The sequence below is a fragment of the Marinospirillum minutulum DSM 6287 genome (assembly GCF_000422325.1).
GTDB classification, from domain to species: Bacteria; Pseudomonadota; Gammaproteobacteria; order Pseudomonadales; family Halomonadaceae; genus Marinospirillum; species Marinospirillum minutulum.
Genome location: NZ_AULO01000015.1, coordinates 66,795 through 82,931 on the forward strand (window position 1 = coordinate 66,795; position 16,137 = coordinate 82,931).

Below are 16,137 nucleotides of genomic sequence, written 5' to 3' on the forward strand. Positions count from 1 at the left end.
ATGTTGGCTAGTGTGGCGGTCGTTCACCTGGCTTCCTAGTTGTTGTTATTGTTTGGAAGCCGGTTCGGTCAGACTCAGGTTTGTTTTTATTTTTTCTGAGCGGCTGACGCCGGTGTTCTTGTTATTCTTACTAAGTATATTGCTGGATACGTGCCAGTTTTTAATATTCTCTTTAAAATCAAAGAGTTAAGGTTTTTTGTTGGGCTTCATGCTGGAACTATTACAAAAGTGTTACCTAGATTTTATTATTTTGAGGGAGCGTGTGGGTGTAACGGTAACACTTGATCGTTAGCGAGATGTGCTGGCTTTTCGTCTAGGAATACCTAAGCGTTGACGCCTTTCCCATAAACATTTTCTAGAAATACCCAGTTTTTTTGCCAATTCTGTTTCACTCATCTGGTCTTCATTTTCTTGCACGAAGCGCACAAAATAATCTTCTAGTGAAAGATCGTCTGAGGGTAGGTGGGCAGGATCTGAAGATTCCTCGGTTGGTAGTGTTAAGGCTTCTGCAGTTTGCTGGCTGGCTGTCGTAGCAAAATTGGCCTTCTTGGGCTGTTGAATTGCTTGAGGTAACTCTAGGTCTTCAGCATGAATTAAGGTGTCATCAGCTAAAATAACGGCACGTTCAACTCGGTTTTCTAACTCTCTTACGTTACCCGGCCAAGAATAGGCTAAGAGTGCGTTGCTAGCAGATTTTGAAAAGCGTGCCCTGGGCTTGTTTAAACGTTCACAACAAGCTTTTAGTAAGCTTTCAGCGATTAGCAAAATGTCATCTTCACGCTCTGCTAAACAGGGTAGCTCAAGCTCAATAACGTTTAGTCGGTAGTAAAGATCAAGACGAAACTTACCTTGATCTACCAGGGTTTTAATATTGCGGTGGGTTGCTGCTATAAGGCGAATATCTACTTTTCTAGATTCAACTGAACCAAGTCTTCTAATTTCACCTTCTTGTAAAACCCTGAGTAGCCTAGCTTGTGCTTCTAAAGGTAGCTCACCTATTTCATCTAAAAATAGACTACCGCCATCTGCTGCTTCTACTAAACCGTTGCGGCTGGTGTTGGCACCTGTAAATGCCCCTTTTTCATGTCCAAAAAGCTCAGATTCAATCAGTGTTTCGGGTATGGCGGCACAGTTAACACTAATTAAAGGTGATTTATGACGTGGGCTTAAGTTATGTAGTGCTCTGGCTACTAACTCTTTACCCGTACCTGATTCCCCCAAAATAAGCACACGAGTATTAAAGGGTGCAATTTTTTTAATTTGTTGGAAAACGGCTTGCATAGCTGCACTTTCACCTAGCATACCTTGTAATCCAATGGGTTTTTCAGTGGCTTCTTCGTTAGCTAGCGTTGCTGTGGGTAGCTGCTGTCGTCGGTATTGGTTAAGAATATGATTAACTGCTGAGAGCATTTCATCGTGGTCAAAAGGCTTAGCAATATAATCGACAGCGCCTTGTTTCATGGCATCAACTGCGGAGCGCAAGCTGGCATAGCTAGTCATAATTAACACAGGGGTTTCTTGGTTAATTAACTCTGTTCCTGCTTCGCCGGGCAAGCGAAGGTCACTAATAATTAAATCAAAAGGTTGTTCAGCCAGTTTTTCTCGTGCTTCAGGCACAGTGCCAGCTTCAGTGATTTGAAAGCCATTACGCTCTAGTAGCCGCCTTAGAGCTGAACGAATAATCCCCTCATCTTCAACAATCAGTACTTTACTCATGCTTGTCTGATGACTCCTGATAAGTTAACTCACTACCGCTAGGGAGTGGAAAGCGGCAGCGAAAGCAGCTACCACTTTTAAATTCTGGGCTAGGGCTAAGTGCCTGTATTTGCCCATCATGCTCTTCGACAATACTATAAACCAGCGCTAGTCCCAAGCCAGTACCTTCACCCACCTGCTTGGTTGTATAAAAAGGCTCAAATAAATGTTCAAGATGCTGGGGTGGAATACCCTCTCCGTTATCGTGTACTTCTAAAATAACTTCTTGTTCTTCTTGGCGTCCAATGCATAAAATTTCGCCCCCATTTTTGGTTGCATCTCGTGCATTAGCAATAAGGTTGACAAAAATTTGCACTAAACGCTGGGTATCCCCTTTTACATAGAGGTTTTTGGGACAGAGGTTCTTGTAAACTCGATTACGGCCTTTATGGCTAAGTGAAATTAAATTAATGGCTTCTTGTACCGCGCCTTGTAAGTTAATTACTTCAAATTTTAAGCTATCACTGTGGCGGCCTGCATGAGCAAAGTTAACGAGTGATTGCACTATGCTGGTAATGCGCTTGGTTAGCTGTAATATTTGTTGGCTAGTTTCTCTTACAACCTCAGGTTCTTCAGAATCATAATGGAGGTTTTGTGCAAGCGATGAAATGCCAGTAACTGGGTTACCAATTTCATGCGCTACACCAGCAGCTAAACGGCCGATGGAAGCTAGACGCTCATTATGTAATAGCTCATCTTCTAATAGTTTTAAGTTGCTTTGATCTTCGACTAATAAAATAGTGCCGCCCATCAGTGCTGCTGGGTCATCTTGCTTCGTTTTATGTAGACTTAACCAAGATGTGCTGCCATCACTGTTTTGTAATGCTTGGCGGTAAACTTGGTTAGTTGAACCTTCAAGGAAATCATTGAGTAATTGATTCCAAGGGCTAGGCAGGTGACGTACTCTAGAACCAATCACCTGATCACTTGTTATGCCTGTTAAGCCCTCCATAGCTCTGTTCCACATTAGAACTTCTTGATCATTACCTAAAGCACAAATACCCACTGGTAAATACATGAGTGTTTGGCGGTGGTGGCGACGCAGTTTATCCAGCTCTTTTGCCATACCAGTAAGGCGTGAACGGTAGTCTTCAAGGTGGCGTTCAATATAATGAATGTCGTTTTCAGAGGGCTTGTCTTGCCTTTGCCAAGGTAGGTAACGGTCAACCAGTTCTTGAGCAACAGCTGAACCCATTAAGCCAGATAAATTAGCCTGAATACGATCGCGTAAACGCCTTAAGGTATAGGGGCGCACATCTAACGGATTGATATTTAGCTCATTTAATGCCCTGTTCACTTCTCTTTGCGCTGTTTCTGTTCCTAGCGGAATGCTAAGAAGCCGAACCAAATCTTCACTATTTCTAGCTTTAAGCTGTAAGCGTTTAGGAAAAAATAAAGCATCTTGGGAACAGGCTAAAGCCCCGGCTTTTTCTTCTTCACTAATTTTTGTTAGGAGTGAGACAAGAATAAACAACAAAATATTAGCGGTGGTTGCTAGGAGCGTTATTTGGTGCCAGTCATCTATGCCTTGTAATTGCAAAGAGAAGTTTTGAAAGGTTAGTTGGTTAATATCGAGTACCAAAGGAAAACCTAGCCCTACTGCTAGCACTGTAAAACCTGCAACTAAACCCGTTAATAGGCCTTTGCGGTTAGCTATAGGCCAATAAAGAAGTGCCAAAGTACCAGGTAAAAATTGTAGGGTTGCAATAAAAGCAGATAAACCCAAGGTTGCAAGATCATGTTCGATACTCACAACCAAATAAACTAGGTAGGCGATAAATATTAAAGAGCCTATAAGTAAGCGGCGCATACGAATGAGCCAAAAATAGATATCAAAGTCTGCTGGGGGCTGGTAAACCGCTAGCACCAAGTGATTAAGCACCATAGGTGCTAGTGCTAGCGTCATAACAATAATAGTGCCGCTAGCAGCTGCCAAACCAATAATAAATGACAGCAACCCCCAATAACCACCTAAAGAAAGTGTGGCGTATTCGATTGGCAAACTACTAGCAAGTGCTTGATGCGCCCAGTAAATTACAGGGACAGGTAGTGCTAAGAGCAATAGAAAGATAGGTAGCATCCAGCTGGACTGCATCATGGCTTCTTCAGAAGGGTTTTCTGTAAAAATAATATGAAAAATATGCGGCATGGTAACTGCCGTAGCAGAAAATATAAGCAGGAGTGTTCGCCATTGGTTACTCTCAAGTGGCTCTATCGCTGCGGCCAAGTGATTACTATTGGCTGCTAGCCAGTTTTCTAGGCCATCAAAACCACCAAAGACACTGTATAAAGTAACGCCACCCAGAACTAAAAATGCAACAAGTTTGACCAAAGACTCGAAAGCTATGGCAAACAAGAGGCTTTCATGCCTTTCTCTTAAAGAAATGTGCCTAGCACCAAATAAAATTGCAAAAAGTGTAATAACCGCACAAAAAACAAAGGCTAGGTGGTAGGGAGAAGATTCGTTAGTCAGTAGGTAAATAACATCACCTATGGCTTGAATCTGTAAAGCTAAAAGTGGCATGCTGCCAAAAAGTAGGCCAAGCGTTACTAGCATTCCTACCCAACGACTGCGGTATCTAAAAGCAAACAGGTCTGCTAAAGAGGAGAGTTGGTAGGTGCGGGCAAGCCTGAGTAAGGGTGAGAGTAAAAGTGGGGCAAGCACAAAAATGCCGGCGATACCTAAATAATAGGTTAAATAACCATAACCGTATTGATGAGCTAAACCAAAAGAACCATAAAAAGCCCAAGCGCTTGCATACACTCCTAGTGCTAGTACATAAACGAGGGGGTGTTTTACAATTTTTTGTGTTAGCCAACCTTTTTCTACTATCCAAGCACAAGCAAAGAGTAGTGATAGGTAGCCAACGCCTAAGCCAAAAATTTGGGTTAGTGTAAAACTCATATTACTCAAGTTGCTCTAGTCGACGCTTCTGCTCTAGCCAAAGCGTTGCAGCGATAAGCCCAGCCCAAAAAAGAAAGGGTTTATACCAGCCGCTACTACCCCAGGGTTGTAGCAGCCAAGGTGAAAAAAATATCCAAGCGTTACTAACAATAAAACGAGGCGGTAGGCATACATACTTGTAATTCGACCTCGCTAGTAAGAAAAGTTTAAGGCTAAGTGAGTAATCGTTATTTGGTTAGTAAGCTAGAGTGGTTACTGTGCTCTTGGGTAAAAGTCAGGTGCACTAGACTTACAAGAGCACAGAATTTAGCCGCCTATTTGTTTTTCTTTAATTTCAGCTAGGCTTTTACAGTCAACACACATGGTTGCTGTTGGGCGAGCTTCAAGGCGACGAATGCCAATTTCAATACCGCAAGCCTCACAGTAACCGTAGTCACCTTCTTCAATGCTAGTTAGCGTTTCATTAATTTTCTTAATTAATTTGCGCTCTCTATCGCGGGTTCTTAGTTCCAGACTAAATTCTTCTTCCTGAGTGGCACGATCAGCAGGGTCAGCAAAGTTAGAAGCCTCTTCTTTTAGGTTTTTAACTGTACGATCAACTTCCTCCATTAATTCCTGCTTCCAATCTTGCAGTATTTGACGGAAGTGATCTAGCTGTTCATTGCTCATATACTCCTCATCAGTAGATTCTTGATAAGGGGTGAAGCTTTGGTTTTTATTCATATCTTGCTTACTCTCTGGCATAGCTCTGCCTCGTGGCGTAATTGTCGTCCTGTATTCGGTAGCTACCGAGCGAAAAGACTAGATTATTTAATGCAATTCCTAGCTAATTGCAAGGATACTGCCTAAATATTTAGTCTTGGTAACCCTTATATCACTCTAAATCTGGCTCGTATCACAAAACAGAATGAATAAAGCCAAGTGGGTTAATCCTCTAAACGCAAGTAATCACGAATGAGCTTAACCAGCATTTGACTCGCTGCAGGGGCATCGGTATCAACAGTGACTGCTCTAGTTAATTCTTCAGTTGTTAGTGGGTCATGGTTGGCTAACTGATACTCAAGCACCAATAAGTCAGCTTCAGCCACTTTTTCACCTTCTTGAATACGTTTAGTTAAGCGACGACGCAAGGTGGCTTCATCTGCAGTTAAAGAAATAATTAAAGAGGGTAGCCCAAGATTTTCAGCCACAGCATGAAGCTGGTCACGCTGACTTTTCTTAAGGTTAGTTGCATCTAGTGTTACTGGGAAGCAAGAACGTAAAACACTATTAGCCAATTTAGATAAGCGATTATAGGTTTGCTCAGTGGCTTCAGGTGTATAGATGCCACCCGTTAATTCGGTCGATTGGCTGCTTTCTTCAGGTTTTAACCCAAAGAGGCGTTTACGCTCAACATCAGAACGAATACGAATACCACCTAACTCTCTTACCACGCCAGTAGTTAGTGTGCTTTTACCACTACCTGAAAAACCATGAGTAATAAGCAGGTAGGGAGAGCGAAAATCTGTATAGCTTTCTGCCAAATCGGTATAACTACGGTATTGGCGCATAACCGTTGCTTTATCTTCTTCATCTAGCCCGGGCTGAGCTAAACGGAAGAGGTTTACCTTGGCTCTTACCAACGCACGATAAACCTTATAGAAGCAAAGTAATTCTAAGCCTTCATAGTCACCGGTTTGCTCCAAATAGTGATTTAAAGTGACCTGCGCCATTTTTTTCAGCCCACGGTCTTCTAAGTCCATAATTAAGAAGGCAAGGTCACTGATAACATCACACCAGCGAAAAGCATCGTTAAACTCTATGCAGTCAAATGCCACCACCTTGCCTTGCCATAGTGTAGTGTTACCTAAATGCAGGTCACCGTGGCATTCACGAACAAAGCCATCGGCTAGACGTTGAGCAATGGTGCTTTCAAAGCGTGAAAAAGTATCTTTAGACCAGTCTTCCAGTAGTTTTAGTTGCTTTAAGCTATCTGCGTCATCTAATAGGTCACGGATTTGATCAAAATTTTGCTGTGCAGGAAACCAAACTGCTTCAGGCGTACCTAGGTTGCTAGGTGGTAAACCGGGCGCAAGCTTGGCGTGAAAATCAGCAAGTTGTTCTGCTAGCTGTAGTAAATGCTCTTCTTTAAGTTCATTGCGTTGTTGCAGAGCATTTAAAAGCTGCGAGTCATCAAAGCGGCGCATTTTTAAAAGGTATTCAAAAGGTGCGCTTGCGTCATCAAAGTTGGGTGCTTCAGCCTCGCCCGATAGGGGGAGAACATTAAGATAAAAATCAGGTGCTAGGCGCTGGTTAAGTTTTAATTCTAGCTCGCAAAAATGCTTACGCTGCTCGAGAGTAGAGTAGTCTAGGAAGCCAAAGTTCACTGGCTTTTTAAGCTTATAAGCAAACTCACCTGCTAAAAAAACCCAGGAAATGTGGGTTTCACGAACAAGCACCTCATCCACAGGGTGAGGGTAACTTGCTGGATTTTTTAATGCCTGAACTAATGCCTCGTTCACGAGCAGCTCCTTGGTTTAATAAGTTTATTTCAGGCTAGCAAAAGCTTTTTCTGCAGCTGTTAAAGTGGCCTGAAGTTCTTTTTCCTGATGCGCGGAAGATATAAAGCCTGCTTCATAAGCTGAAGGGGCAAGATAGACACCCGCTTTAAGCATGGCATGGAAGAAAGCGTTGAAGCGATCTTGATCACAGGCCGTTGCCTCAGCAAAGTTATGCACAGCCGTTTGTTCAGTAAAGAATAAACCAAACATACCACCAACCTGCTGGGTCATAAATGGAATGCCCGCTATTTTGGCTCTTTCTTCTAAGCCTTGGGTTAGGCGCTCAGCATAAGTATTTAGGTGTTTGTGGAAGTCGGTTTGGCGAATTTTTTTAAGCAGTGCCAAACCAGCCGCCATAGCAAGTGGGTTACCCGACAAGGTACCAGCCTGATAAACAGGGCCAAGTGGTGAAAGTTTATCCATAAACTCTGCTTTACCACCAAAAGCACCGACAGGTAGACCACCACCAACAATTTTACCTAGGGTGGTTAGGTCTGGGTCAATCGTGTAGTGCTGCTGTGCACCACCTAGTGCAACACGAAAGCCTGTCATTACTTCATCAAAAATTAATAACGCCCCAGATTCCGTGCACACCTCGCGCAAGGCTTCTAAAAAACCAGCCTGAGGTGGAATACAGTTCATGTTACCAGCCACTGGTTCCACAATAATGCAGGCAATTTGATCACCTAATTCTTTGAAACACTCACGTACACCTTGGATATCATTAAAAGTAAGGGTAAGCGTATGCTGAGCAAAGTCGCCAGGAACACCAGGAGAGGTGGGTACACCAAAGGTTAGCGCACCAGAACCAGCTTTTACTAGTAAAGAGTCACTGTGGCCGTGGTAGCAGCCTTCAAACTTAACAATTTTATCGCGACCTGTGTAACCTCTAGCCAGGCGAATAGCACTCATGGTTGCTTCAGTGCCTGAGTTAACCATGCGCACTTTTTCCATTGAAGGAACAAGTTCACAAAGCAGTTCTGCCATTTCAGTCTCAAGTGCTGTGGGCGCACCATAAGACAAGCCTAAATCTAAGCGGTTACGAACGACGTCTAAAATATCTTTATCAGCGTGACCAGTAATCATTGGTCCCCAAGAGCCAACATAGTCAATGTAGCGCTGGTCATCTTCATCAATTAAATAAGCACCCTCGGCTTTTTTTATAAATAACGGCGTTCCGCCAACGCCTTTAAAAGCACGAACAGGTGAGTTAACACCACCTGGAATAAATTCTTGCGCACGTTTAAAGAGATCTGCTGAGCGTGTCATAGTTAGCCTCATAAGAAGTAAAAGAAAGTGTAGGTTCAAAAGCGTGACGAAAAGTACGCACTGCGGTTTCTGGGCAGGGCTGAGCAAATATACCTGCAACGGCTGCAACCATGCTGGCGCCAGCCTTGGCAAGGCTTGGAAGGCTCTCTAGTGTAATGCCGCCAATTGCTACTAATGGTAGATTAAATCGGCTGGCGAGCTTTAATGTATCTAAGCAAGCCATAGGTGCATTGGGTTTAGTTGTTGAAGGAAAAAAACGCCCAAAAGCCAAATAGTCAGCACCTGATTTAGCTGCAATAGCAGCTAACTCTAAACTGTTGTGGCAGGTGCTTCCAATAATGGCAGCTTTGCCGAGCAGCTCACGCGCATGGCTTAGGCTTTGGTCACTTTGACCTAGATGAACACCAGCGGCATCACTGGCCTTAGCTAACTCTGGGTCATCATTAATAATGAGCTGGCAGTTATAACTAAGGCAGAGGTCGTTTAATAAGCGAGCTTGGCGTAACGCTTTGCTAGCATCTGCTGTCTTGTCGCGGTACTGCAAAAGTTTAAGACCACCACGCATTGCGGACTCTGCAGCTATTTGTAGCTGAGTGTCATCAGGTAGTAGCTTTGAGTCAGTAATAGCATAAACGCCCCGTAAAATTTGTCGCTTAGGCATGATCTAGGTCCCGGGTTCTAAGAGGCAACAGCTGACCTTCTGTCAGCTTTAGTGCTTTTTCTAAACTGTGCCAAGTGTAATCTTGTGCTTTAACAGCTGCTTGGGTTAGCGCTTCACCCCGGGCAAGCAAGGCAGCAAGTGCAGAGGCAAGCGTGCAGCCAGAGCCATGAAACTCACCCTCTAAGCGTTGCCACCTATTAACTAAGGGGCCACTCGTTGAGCCAGTGAAAAGTAAGTTTTTAACTGTGTGTTTTTGCTGGTGTGTTCCTGTTACTAGCACAGCTTTACAACCTAGCTTAATTAATTGGCGAGCTTTATATTCTATAGTGCCCTTGCTGGGAACTAGCTGCTCTAACTCATTGAGATTAGGTGTTATAACAGTACAGAAGGGTAGAATTTCTTGTTTAAGGTGCGCTAGCTGTTCTTCACTACTAAAGCTGGTGCCACTAGTGCTGGCTAATACAGGGTCAACAACAAGGGGTACTTGAGGATAACGCTTTATAAGTTGCGCTACTAAAGTTTGCACTTCTAAATTGCCTAGCACACCTAGTTTTATGGCTGCAGGTGTAAAATCAGCAAGGAGCACCGCTAGCTGCTGCTGTAGTGCTTCTATAGGTTGGTAGCTAATTTGTTTTATAAGTTGCGTGTTTTGTGCTGTCAAACAAGAAATGATTGTTAAAGGCCAAGCACCTAAACCCAGTAGAGCCTGAGCATCTGCAACTATGCCAGCGCCACCGGATGGGTCGTGGCCACCTATAGCAAGTACCGGTGGGTGTTTCTTTTGAAAGTTAGGGTGAACCCCAAGCTTGATCATAGTTCAAACGTCCAATGCTTTACCAAGGCTTGATGATTGCCAGAAGCACAACAAAAATTAGTATGAATACAGGCAGCTCGTTGAAAAAACGGTACCAAGTTTCGCTATGCTTATTCTTGTCAGCTGCTAAGCCACGTTGCAGGATACCACACCAAAAGTGATAGATTAGCAACAAGGTGATTAAGCCTAGTTTAATTTGTAGCCAAGTTTGAGACAGGTAGCCTTGAAAATTCATACTAAGCAAGCCAGTTCCAAGCACTAGAACAGCGATCATTGAGGGGTTCATTATGCCTCTGTATAGCTTGCGTTCCATAATTTTAAAACGCTCTACACCACGAATATCACCTTCTTTTAGTGCTTGTGAGTGATAAACATAGAGCCTTGGTAGGTAAAAAAGTGCAGCAAACCAAGTAACAACAGCAATTAGGTGGAAGGCTTTTAGCCATAAGTAGGTCATTTATATGCCAAGATTAGTTAAAAAAAAGAAGCATACCTTAACAGAGCTTCCAAGGGTAATTAGACACTTGTTGATAGCATACTTAATAGGTCTTTTTGTGTATTATTGATTTAAATGTTAATGGTGTAAGGCTAAGCAACAGAGTTAAACAAGGGTTAGGAGTGTAAAGTGATTAAAATAGGTATTGTTGGTGGTACAGGCTATACAGGTGTTGAGCTGTTAAGGCTTTTAGCTTCTCATCCAAATGCTCAGGTCGAGGTTATAACGTCTCGTTCTGAAGCCGGCACTTGTGTTGCAGATATGTACCCTAATCTGCGAGGACACTATTCTAACCTGTTTTTTACTGAGCCTGATGTAGCGCTTTTAGCGGCCTGTGATGTGGTGTTTTTTGCTACACCCCATGGTGTTGCACATGCGCTTGCTGGTGAATTACTCAATGCAGGAACTAGAGTTATAGATTTATCTGCAGACTTTAGACTAAAAGATGCTGCTGAGTGGGCTAGGTGGTATGGTCAGCCGCATGGTGCACCTGAATTATTAACAGAAGCTGTTTATGGCTTGCCCGAAGTAGCTAGAAAAGAAATAAAAACAGCCCGCTTAATTGCTGTTCCAGGCTGTTACCCTACTGCGGTACAGCTTGGGCTTTTACCCTTGTTTGAAAACAATCTAGTAGAAACTCAAGGCATTATTGCTGACTGTAAATCGGGCGTCTCTGGAGCAGGCAGAGGTACTAACCTAGGTTCTCTCTTTTGTGAAGCAGCAGAAAGCATGAAGGCTTATGCTGTTGGGAAACATAGGCATCATCCTGAAATAACCCAGGGCTTAACTTCTGCAGCAGGCCAGTCGGTTGGCTTAACTTTTGTACCCCACTTAACGCCTATGATACGGGGGATTCATGCAACACTTTATGTTCGATTAAGTCCTGCAAACCAAGAGCTTACTGACATTCAGTTACAAGAACTATTTGAAGCACGCTACAAGAATGAGCCGTGTGTGGATATAATGCCTTGGAACTCTTGTCCAGAAACCCGTAGTGTACGCGGGGCGAATGTGTGTAGAATCGGACTGCACAGACCACAAGGTAGCGATTTAATTATTGTTCTTGCTGTTATTGACAACTTGGTCAAAGGTGCCAGCGGACAGGCGGTGCAAAATATGAATATTATGTTTGGTCAGGATGAGTTGGCAGGGTTAACCTATGCAGGACTTATGCCCTAGGCTTTTATAGTTGACTAAGCAGAAGGCGGATATATAAAAAAATGAATAAAGGACAGGGAGAACGCCTGGAGATCGTTGCTTATAATCCGGTCCGGCGTCTTATTACACGTATTATTGTTTTATGTTTAATGCTTGCATTGGCTGTCGGTGGTTATTATTTCGGGCAATGGTCTGTTTGGCATGAGCGTGGAACAGCAGTTGTTGAGCGTAATGAGCTTAGGGTTACCGCACGCCAACAAGAAAAAGAGTTGGTGGAGTTACGACGAAGACTACTAGTAACGGAAAGTAGTAATGCGGTCGATAAACAAGCTCAGCAAGAAGTACAGCAAACGGTACTTAACTTAAATGCGCGGATTGCTAAATTAGAAAACGAGCTTCATTTCTATCAACGGGTTATGGCACCAGAAAAAGCAGACCGTGGCCTGAGGATAGATCGTTTTGATATTAAGCCAACCGATGACCCTAGGGTGTTTGATTACCAGCTAGTTATTACCCAAGTCACCGATAATAATTCATTTATCGAGGGGCGTGCACTGGTTAGCCTAGTAGGGTCTCGTGGACAAACATTAAATGTAACCTTACCACTTAAAGATGTCTCGCCTGAGGTTGATGAGCTAAGTGTACGCTTTAGATTTCGCTTCTTTCAAAACGTAGCGGGACAAATACACTTGCCAAAAGGCTTCAAGCCAGAAAAAGTACAGGTAATTTTGCAATCAACTGGAAACAAAGCTATGCGCATCGAAACAGAATTTGACTGGATTAGCCAGGAGGCAATGTAAATGTTTGGAAATAAAACTCCTCCAACCAATAATTTTGACACTTTAATTTCGGGTAAGGCGGAAATTGTTGGTGATATCCACTTCTCCGGTGGCTTGCATATAGATGGAAAAGTCTATGGCAATATTATTGCTGATGATGATTCTAAAGCAGTCTTGCGTGTAAGTGATAAAGGTTTGGTAGAAGGTGAGGTGTCGGTTCCCCACATTATTGTTAACGGAACCATCGTAGGTGATGTACACTCTTGCGAGCATTTGGAGTTAGCAGCCAAGGCAGAAATAAAAGGGAATATTTTCTACAACACGGTAGAAATGGTTATGGGTTCGCAGGTTGATGGCCGTTTAGCGCACCGTTACAAAAGTACCAAGGGTAATGAAAAAGCTAAAATGCCTAAACAGGTAACTCGAGAAAAACCTAAAACCCTAACAGCCAGTACTGAAAATAAAGATGCTGCTAAGCTGGCAGTTTCACCAACGCCTGTTGTTGCTCCTAAGCCAGATGTGGCTCCTGTAGCAAAAAAATAATCAAAATTTACTAACTGCCAAAGCTCTGGCAGTTAGTTTTACCTCCCTATACTTGACTACTATGCTGGGTTAAGTCAGACTTTAATTCAGTATCTTGGAGTTAACTATATGACCTCTGCCGTAAGTTTTATCCCGCAAGCACTTCTTGTTACACCTGCCGCAGTAAAGAAAGTGCAGAATTTAGTAGAAGAGGAAGCCAATCCTGAGCTAAGCCTTCGTGTGTATGTTACTGGCGGTGGTTGTTCAGGCTTTCAGTATGGTTTTGATTTTGATGATCAAATTCAGCCTGATGATACGATTATAGAAGAACAAGGTGTGCGCTTCTTGCTTGATGAGTTAAGTTACCCTTATTTAAGCGGTTCAACTGTGGATTACGTTGAAGGCTTGGAAGGTGCACGGTTTATTATAGTAAACCCTAATGCATCAACTACCTGTGGCTGTGGATCATCCTTTTCTATTTAGTTAAGCTGGGTAAAAACCCCCTAGTACTCTCTCCCCTTTTGCACCTGTTACGCTTGGTAGGTTACCTGTTTCTTTCTGATGGTGTCGCCAAGCTAACCAAGCAAAAGCTACTGCCTCCACATCTTGTGGAGGTATTCCAAGGTTGGCAGTTGATGCCAGCTGGCGCGGTAAAATTAAGCTTCTAATTCTGTTTATTAGAAAGGTATTCTGCCAACCACCACCACAAATATAGACTTCAGCTTTCGCTTCAGAATCGAGTTGGTTGATTTGATCTGTCAAAGAAACGGCGGTTAGTTCTACTAGTGTTCTAAGAACATCCTTCGAGTTGAATTGGTTGTCTGGGAATTCACCAAGTAGCCTGCTTAACCATTCAGGGTTAAATTTTTCACGACCTGTACTTTTAGGTGCTGCTAAAGCAAAAAAATCATCTGCTAAACCCTGCTTTAAAAGCGCTGTAATTAACTTGCCGCCTGAGGCTTTTTTCCCTTCAGTATCATAGCTTTTATGCCAGTGTAATTGATGCCAATAATCAAGTAATAAGTTAGCAGGCCCAGTATCCAAACCGAGTACAGGAAGTTGCGTGCTTTTAGGAAGAAAAGTTAAGTTAGCTATACCACCAAGATTAACTATAATTCTGTCTACATCAGCAGACTGAAAAACACTACGATGAAAGGCTGGTACTAGTGGCGCAGCCTGCCCACCTGCAGCCAAATCTCGACGCCTAAAATCAGCAATAATATTTTTACCAGTCAATTCAGCGAGCAAGCTAGGATTTAGCAACTGTAAGGTATAGCTAGGAACTAAGTTAGGTTGATGCTCTATTGTTTGCCCATGACAACCCAGAGCGACGGGTTGAAGCTTCTCAGGAAGATCATCAAGCAACTTTAAAGCACATTGGGCATAAAGATATGTTAAAGCATCTTCAGCCACTGCTAGCTGTCTAAAAGTTAGGTTTTCTGTATGAGCTAAAAAGGTTAGTTTTTCTTTAAGGTCAGTAGGTAAATCAACAGAGCAGCGTTTGATAAGCTTTGGCTTTAAGTAGCTAGGATCAAAATCTACCAGTACAGCGTCAACAGCATCTAAGCTAGTGCCAGACATCATGCCAACAAAGCGGCTATTCATGATTGATCCTTATATCAAGTGGCTAGGGTTAATAAGTTGTTTGCAGGTGCTATACTTTGCCACAAATTTTTAGGCTGAACACGGCTAGTATTAATAACAGTATTTTCAAAAGTGAAGGAAAGGTAATGAGTAAGCAGCAAGAAGCATTAGAAATTATTCGCCGTGGCACACACGAGATATTGGTAGAAGAAGAGTTAATAAAGAAATTAGCAGAGCAGCGCCCGCTAAGAATTAAAGCTGGGTTTGATCCTACAGCACCCGACTTACACCTAGGGCATACAGTATTAATCAATAAGTTACGCCAGCTTCAAGACCTAGGTCATACCGTGCTTTTTTTAATAGGTGACTTCACTGGCCGAATTGGTGATCCATCGGGTAAGAATGTAACCCGTAAACCTTTAACAGAAGCGCAGGTAATGGAAAATGCCCAAACCTATAAAGATCAAGTTTTCAAAGTATTGGATCCAGTTAAAACGCAAGTAGTCTTTAACTCAGAGTGGATGAGCAAAATGTCTGCTGTTGATCTAATAGGTTTGGCTGCCCAGCAAACGGTTGCTCGAATGCTGGAGCGTGATGATTTTGAAAAGCGTTACAAAGGCAATCAACCTATCGCTATCCATGAGTTTTTGTACCCACTAGTACAAGGTTATGACTCAGTAGCTATGCAGGCAGATATAGAGTTAGGTGGTACCGACCAAAAGTTTAACCTGCTAATGGGGCGTGAACTGCAGAAAGGTCATGGTCAAGAACCGCAAGTGGTTATTACTATGCCTTTATTAGAAGGTTTGGATGGCGTGCAAAAAATGTCTAAGTCCTTAGGCAATTATGTTGGAATAGATGAAGCGCCAGGTGTCATGTTCAACAAGCTCGTTTCTATGCCTGACAGTTTAATTTGGCGCTACTTCGAGCTGCTTTCCTTTAAAAGCTTAAAAGAAATCGAGCAGTTAAAGAAAGATGTAGAACAAGGCGCTAACCCGAGAGACATAAAAGTACTCTTGGCTCGTGAACTTATCGAGCGCTTTCATGGTGCAGAAGCAGCGGCCAATGCACACAAGTCAGCAGGCAACCGTTTAGAAGAAGGCGAGCTGCCTGAAGACCTTCCAGAAGTAGAGGTGGATTTAGGTGATGAAGCAGATTTGCCTATAGTGGCAGTCATTAACCGCGCTGGCTTAACAACCAACAGTGCGCAAGCTAAAGATGCTGTAAAAAGAAGTGCTGTAAAGGTGGATCATCAAGTAGTAGATGAAACCTGCCGCCTAGCAAAAGGCAGTGAGCAGGTAATTCAAGTGGGCAAGAAGAAGTATGCAAAAGTAAGATTAATATAATTTTGTAATATTTTTTCAAAAAGGGCTTGCGTTCTAAAAGTTAGTGCCTATAATACGCCTCTCTTGTCAGGGAGGCCTTGGAAACGGGGTTGAGTTTAGAAGCTGGCAAGGGGTGTAAAGGATTGTTTTTAAACGGTTTCTTTCTAAAAGAATTTAAAGACAAGGCTTGACACTGGGGCGAAACGCTGTAGACTACGCTCCTCTGATTCAGCGGTAACGAATCAACGCTCTTTAAGAATGAAGCATCAGGAACATTCATGTGGGCGCTTGCGGGATGGCTTGTGATGAAGTCACAAGATATCAAGGCA

At 43.0% G+C, this 16,137-nt stretch carries 14 protein-coding genes; 5 read left to right on the top strand and 9 right to left on the bottom strand.

The features are described 5' to 3' along the window. Window positions 1–288 precede the first annotated feature (288 nt). The 8 genes from H571_RS0109450 to hemJ all read right to left on the bottom strand — a co-directional run bounded on the left by H571_RS0109450 (window position 289) and on the right by hemJ (window position 10,401). Window positions 289–1,716 (bottom strand): sigma-54-dependent transcriptional regulator, encoded by a 1,428-nt coding sequence (locus tag H571_RS0109450; protein ID WP_027849087.1) that lies wholly within the window; start codon window positions 1,714–1,716, stop codon window positions 289–291. Next, window positions 1,709–4,660 carry an ATP-binding protein gene (locus H571_RS14840; protein ID WP_051168267.1) on the bottom strand — a complete coding sequence of 984 codons (2,952 nt, stop codon included), beginning with the start codon at window positions 4,658–4,660 and terminating at the stop codon, window positions 1,709–1,711. The genes H571_RS0109450 and H571_RS14840 overlap by 8 nt, the downstream gene beginning before the upstream one ends. A 306-nt stretch (window positions 4,661–4,966) precedes the next feature. Then, complete coding sequence (gene dksA / locus H571_RS0109465; protein ID WP_027849088.1) at window positions 4,967–5,404, bottom strand: RNA polymerase-binding protein DksA; 438 nt, start codon at window positions 5,402–5,404, stop codon at window positions 4,967–4,969. 182 nt (window positions 5,405–5,586) lie between these two features. Continuing rightward, window positions 5,587–7,161: a bifunctional aminoglycoside phosphotransferase/ATP-binding protein gene (locus H571_RS0109470; RefSeq protein ID WP_027849089.1), complete on the bottom strand. Its 1,575-nt coding sequence runs from the start codon at window positions 7,159–7,161 to the stop codon at window positions 5,587–5,589. Between the two features lie 24 nt (window positions 7,162–7,185). Next, a complete protein-coding gene (hemL, locus tag H571_RS0109475) occupies window positions 7,186–8,469 on the bottom strand; it encodes a glutamate-1-semialdehyde 2,1-aminomutase (RefSeq protein WP_027849090.1) in 1,284 nt (427 codons plus the stop codon). Next, window positions 8,444–9,130 (bottom strand): thiamine phosphate synthase, encoded by a 687-nt coding sequence (thiE, locus tag H571_RS14845; protein WP_084482779.1) that lies wholly within the window; start codon window positions 9,128–9,130, stop codon window positions 8,444–8,446. Before thiE ends, hemL begins: the two co-directional genes overlap by 26 nt. Then, complete coding sequence (thiD, locus tag H571_RS0109485) at window positions 9,123–9,944, bottom strand: bifunctional hydroxymethylpyrimidine kinase/phosphomethylpyrimidine kinase (RefSeq protein ID WP_051168268.1); 822 nt, start codon at window positions 9,942–9,944, stop codon at window positions 9,123–9,125. Before thiD ends, thiE begins: the two co-directional genes overlap by 8 nt. Before the next feature lie 19 nt (window positions 9,945–9,963). Beyond that, entirely contained in the window at window positions 9,964–10,401 is a 438-nt protein-coding gene (hemJ, locus tag H571_RS0109490; RefSeq protein ID WP_027849092.1) for a protoporphyrinogen oxidase HemJ, read from the bottom strand. 168 nt (window positions 10,402–10,569) lie between these two features. On the opposite strand from hemJ, the gene argC reads away from it, so the two are divergent. The 4 genes from argC (at window position 10,570) to erpA (ending at window position 13,382) form a co-directional block, all read left to right on the top strand. Continuing rightward, window positions 10,570–11,619 carry an N-acetyl-gamma-glutamyl-phosphate reductase gene (argC, locus tag H571_RS0109495; protein WP_027849093.1) on the top strand — a complete coding sequence of 350 codons (1,050 nt, stop codon included), beginning with the start codon at window positions 10,570–10,572 and terminating at the stop codon, window positions 11,617–11,619. Between the two features lie 41 nt (window positions 11,620–11,660). Beyond that, window positions 11,661–12,398, top strand: a complete 738-nt coding sequence (locus H571_RS14850) for a DUF6776 family protein (RefSeq protein ID WP_051168269.1) — start codon at window positions 11,661–11,663, stop codon at window positions 12,396–12,398. Then, window positions 12,399–12,920: a bactofilin family protein gene (locus tag H571_RS0109505; RefSeq protein WP_027849094.1), complete on the top strand. Its 522-nt coding sequence runs from the start codon at window positions 12,399–12,401 to the stop codon at window positions 12,918–12,920. 108 nt (window positions 12,921–13,028) lie between these two features. Continuing rightward, window positions 13,029–13,382, top strand: coding sequence for an iron-sulfur cluster insertion protein ErpA (gene erpA, locus H571_RS0109510; RefSeq protein ID WP_027849095.1), 354 nt, complete (start codon window positions 13,029–13,031; stop codon window positions 13,380–13,382). Here the strand turns inward: erpA and H571_RS0109515 are convergent, their stop codons facing one another. Then, the gene (locus tag H571_RS0109515) at window positions 13,383–14,504 is read right to left on the bottom strand and encodes an anhydro-N-acetylmuramic acid kinase (RefSeq protein ID WP_027849096.1); all 1,122 of its coding nucleotides are present in this window, start codon (window positions 14,502–14,504) and stop codon (window positions 13,383–13,385) included. A gap of 125 nt (window positions 14,505–14,629) precedes the next feature. On the opposite strand from H571_RS0109515, the gene tyrS reads away from it, so the two are divergent. Beyond that, on the top strand, window positions 14,630–15,829 hold the full coding sequence (gene tyrS / locus H571_RS0109520) for a tyrosine--tRNA ligase (RefSeq protein WP_027849097.1): 1,200 nt from the start codon (window positions 14,630–14,632) through the stop codon (window positions 15,827–15,829). Window positions 15,830–16,137: the final 308 nt, after the last annotated feature.

Bases quoted from the DNA above. Each gene is read 5' to 3' on its own strand.
- H571_RS0109450 (WP_027849087.1), bottom strand. From the start codon at position 1,716: ATGAGTAAAGTACTGATTGTTGAAGATGAGGGGATTATTCGTTCAGCT.
- H571_RS14840 (WP_051168267.1), bottom strand. From the start codon at position 4,660: ATGAGTTTTACACTAACCCAAATTTTTGGCTTAGGCGTTGGCTACCTA.
- dksA (WP_027849088.1), bottom strand. From the start codon at position 5,404: ATGCCAGAGAGTAAGCAAGATATGAATAAAAACCAAAGCTTCACCCCT.
- hemL (WP_027849090.1), bottom strand. From the start codon at position 8,469: ATGACACGCTCAGCAGATCTCTTTAAACGTGCGCAAGAATTTATTCCA.
- thiE (WP_084482779.1), bottom strand. From the start codon at position 9,130: ATGCCTAAGCGACAAATTTTACGGGGCGTTTATGCTATTACTGACTCA.
- thiD (WP_051168268.1), bottom strand. From the start codon at position 9,944: ATGATCAAGCTTGGGGTTCACCCTAACTTTCAAAAGAAACACCCACCG.
- hemJ (WP_027849092.1), bottom strand. From the start codon at position 10,401: ATGACCTACTTATGGCTAAAAGCCTTCCACCTAATTGCTGTTGTTACT.
- H571_RS14850 (WP_051168269.1), top strand. From the start codon at position 11,661: ATGAATAAAGGACAGGGAGAACGCCTGGAGATCGTTGCTTATAATCCG.
- H571_RS0109505 (WP_027849094.1), top strand. From the start codon at position 12,399: ATGTTTGGAAATAAAACTCCTCCAACCAATAATTTTGACACTTTAATT.
- erpA (WP_027849095.1), top strand. From the start codon at position 13,029: ATGACCTCTGCCGTAAGTTTTATCCCGCAAGCACTTCTTGTTACACCT.
- H571_RS0109515 (WP_027849096.1), bottom strand. From the start codon at position 14,504: ATGAATAGCCGCTTTGTTGGCATGATGTCTGGCACTAGCTTAGATGCT.
- tyrS (WP_027849097.1), top strand. From the start codon at position 14,630: ATGAGTAAGCAGCAAGAAGCATTAGAAATTATTCGCCGTGGCACACAC.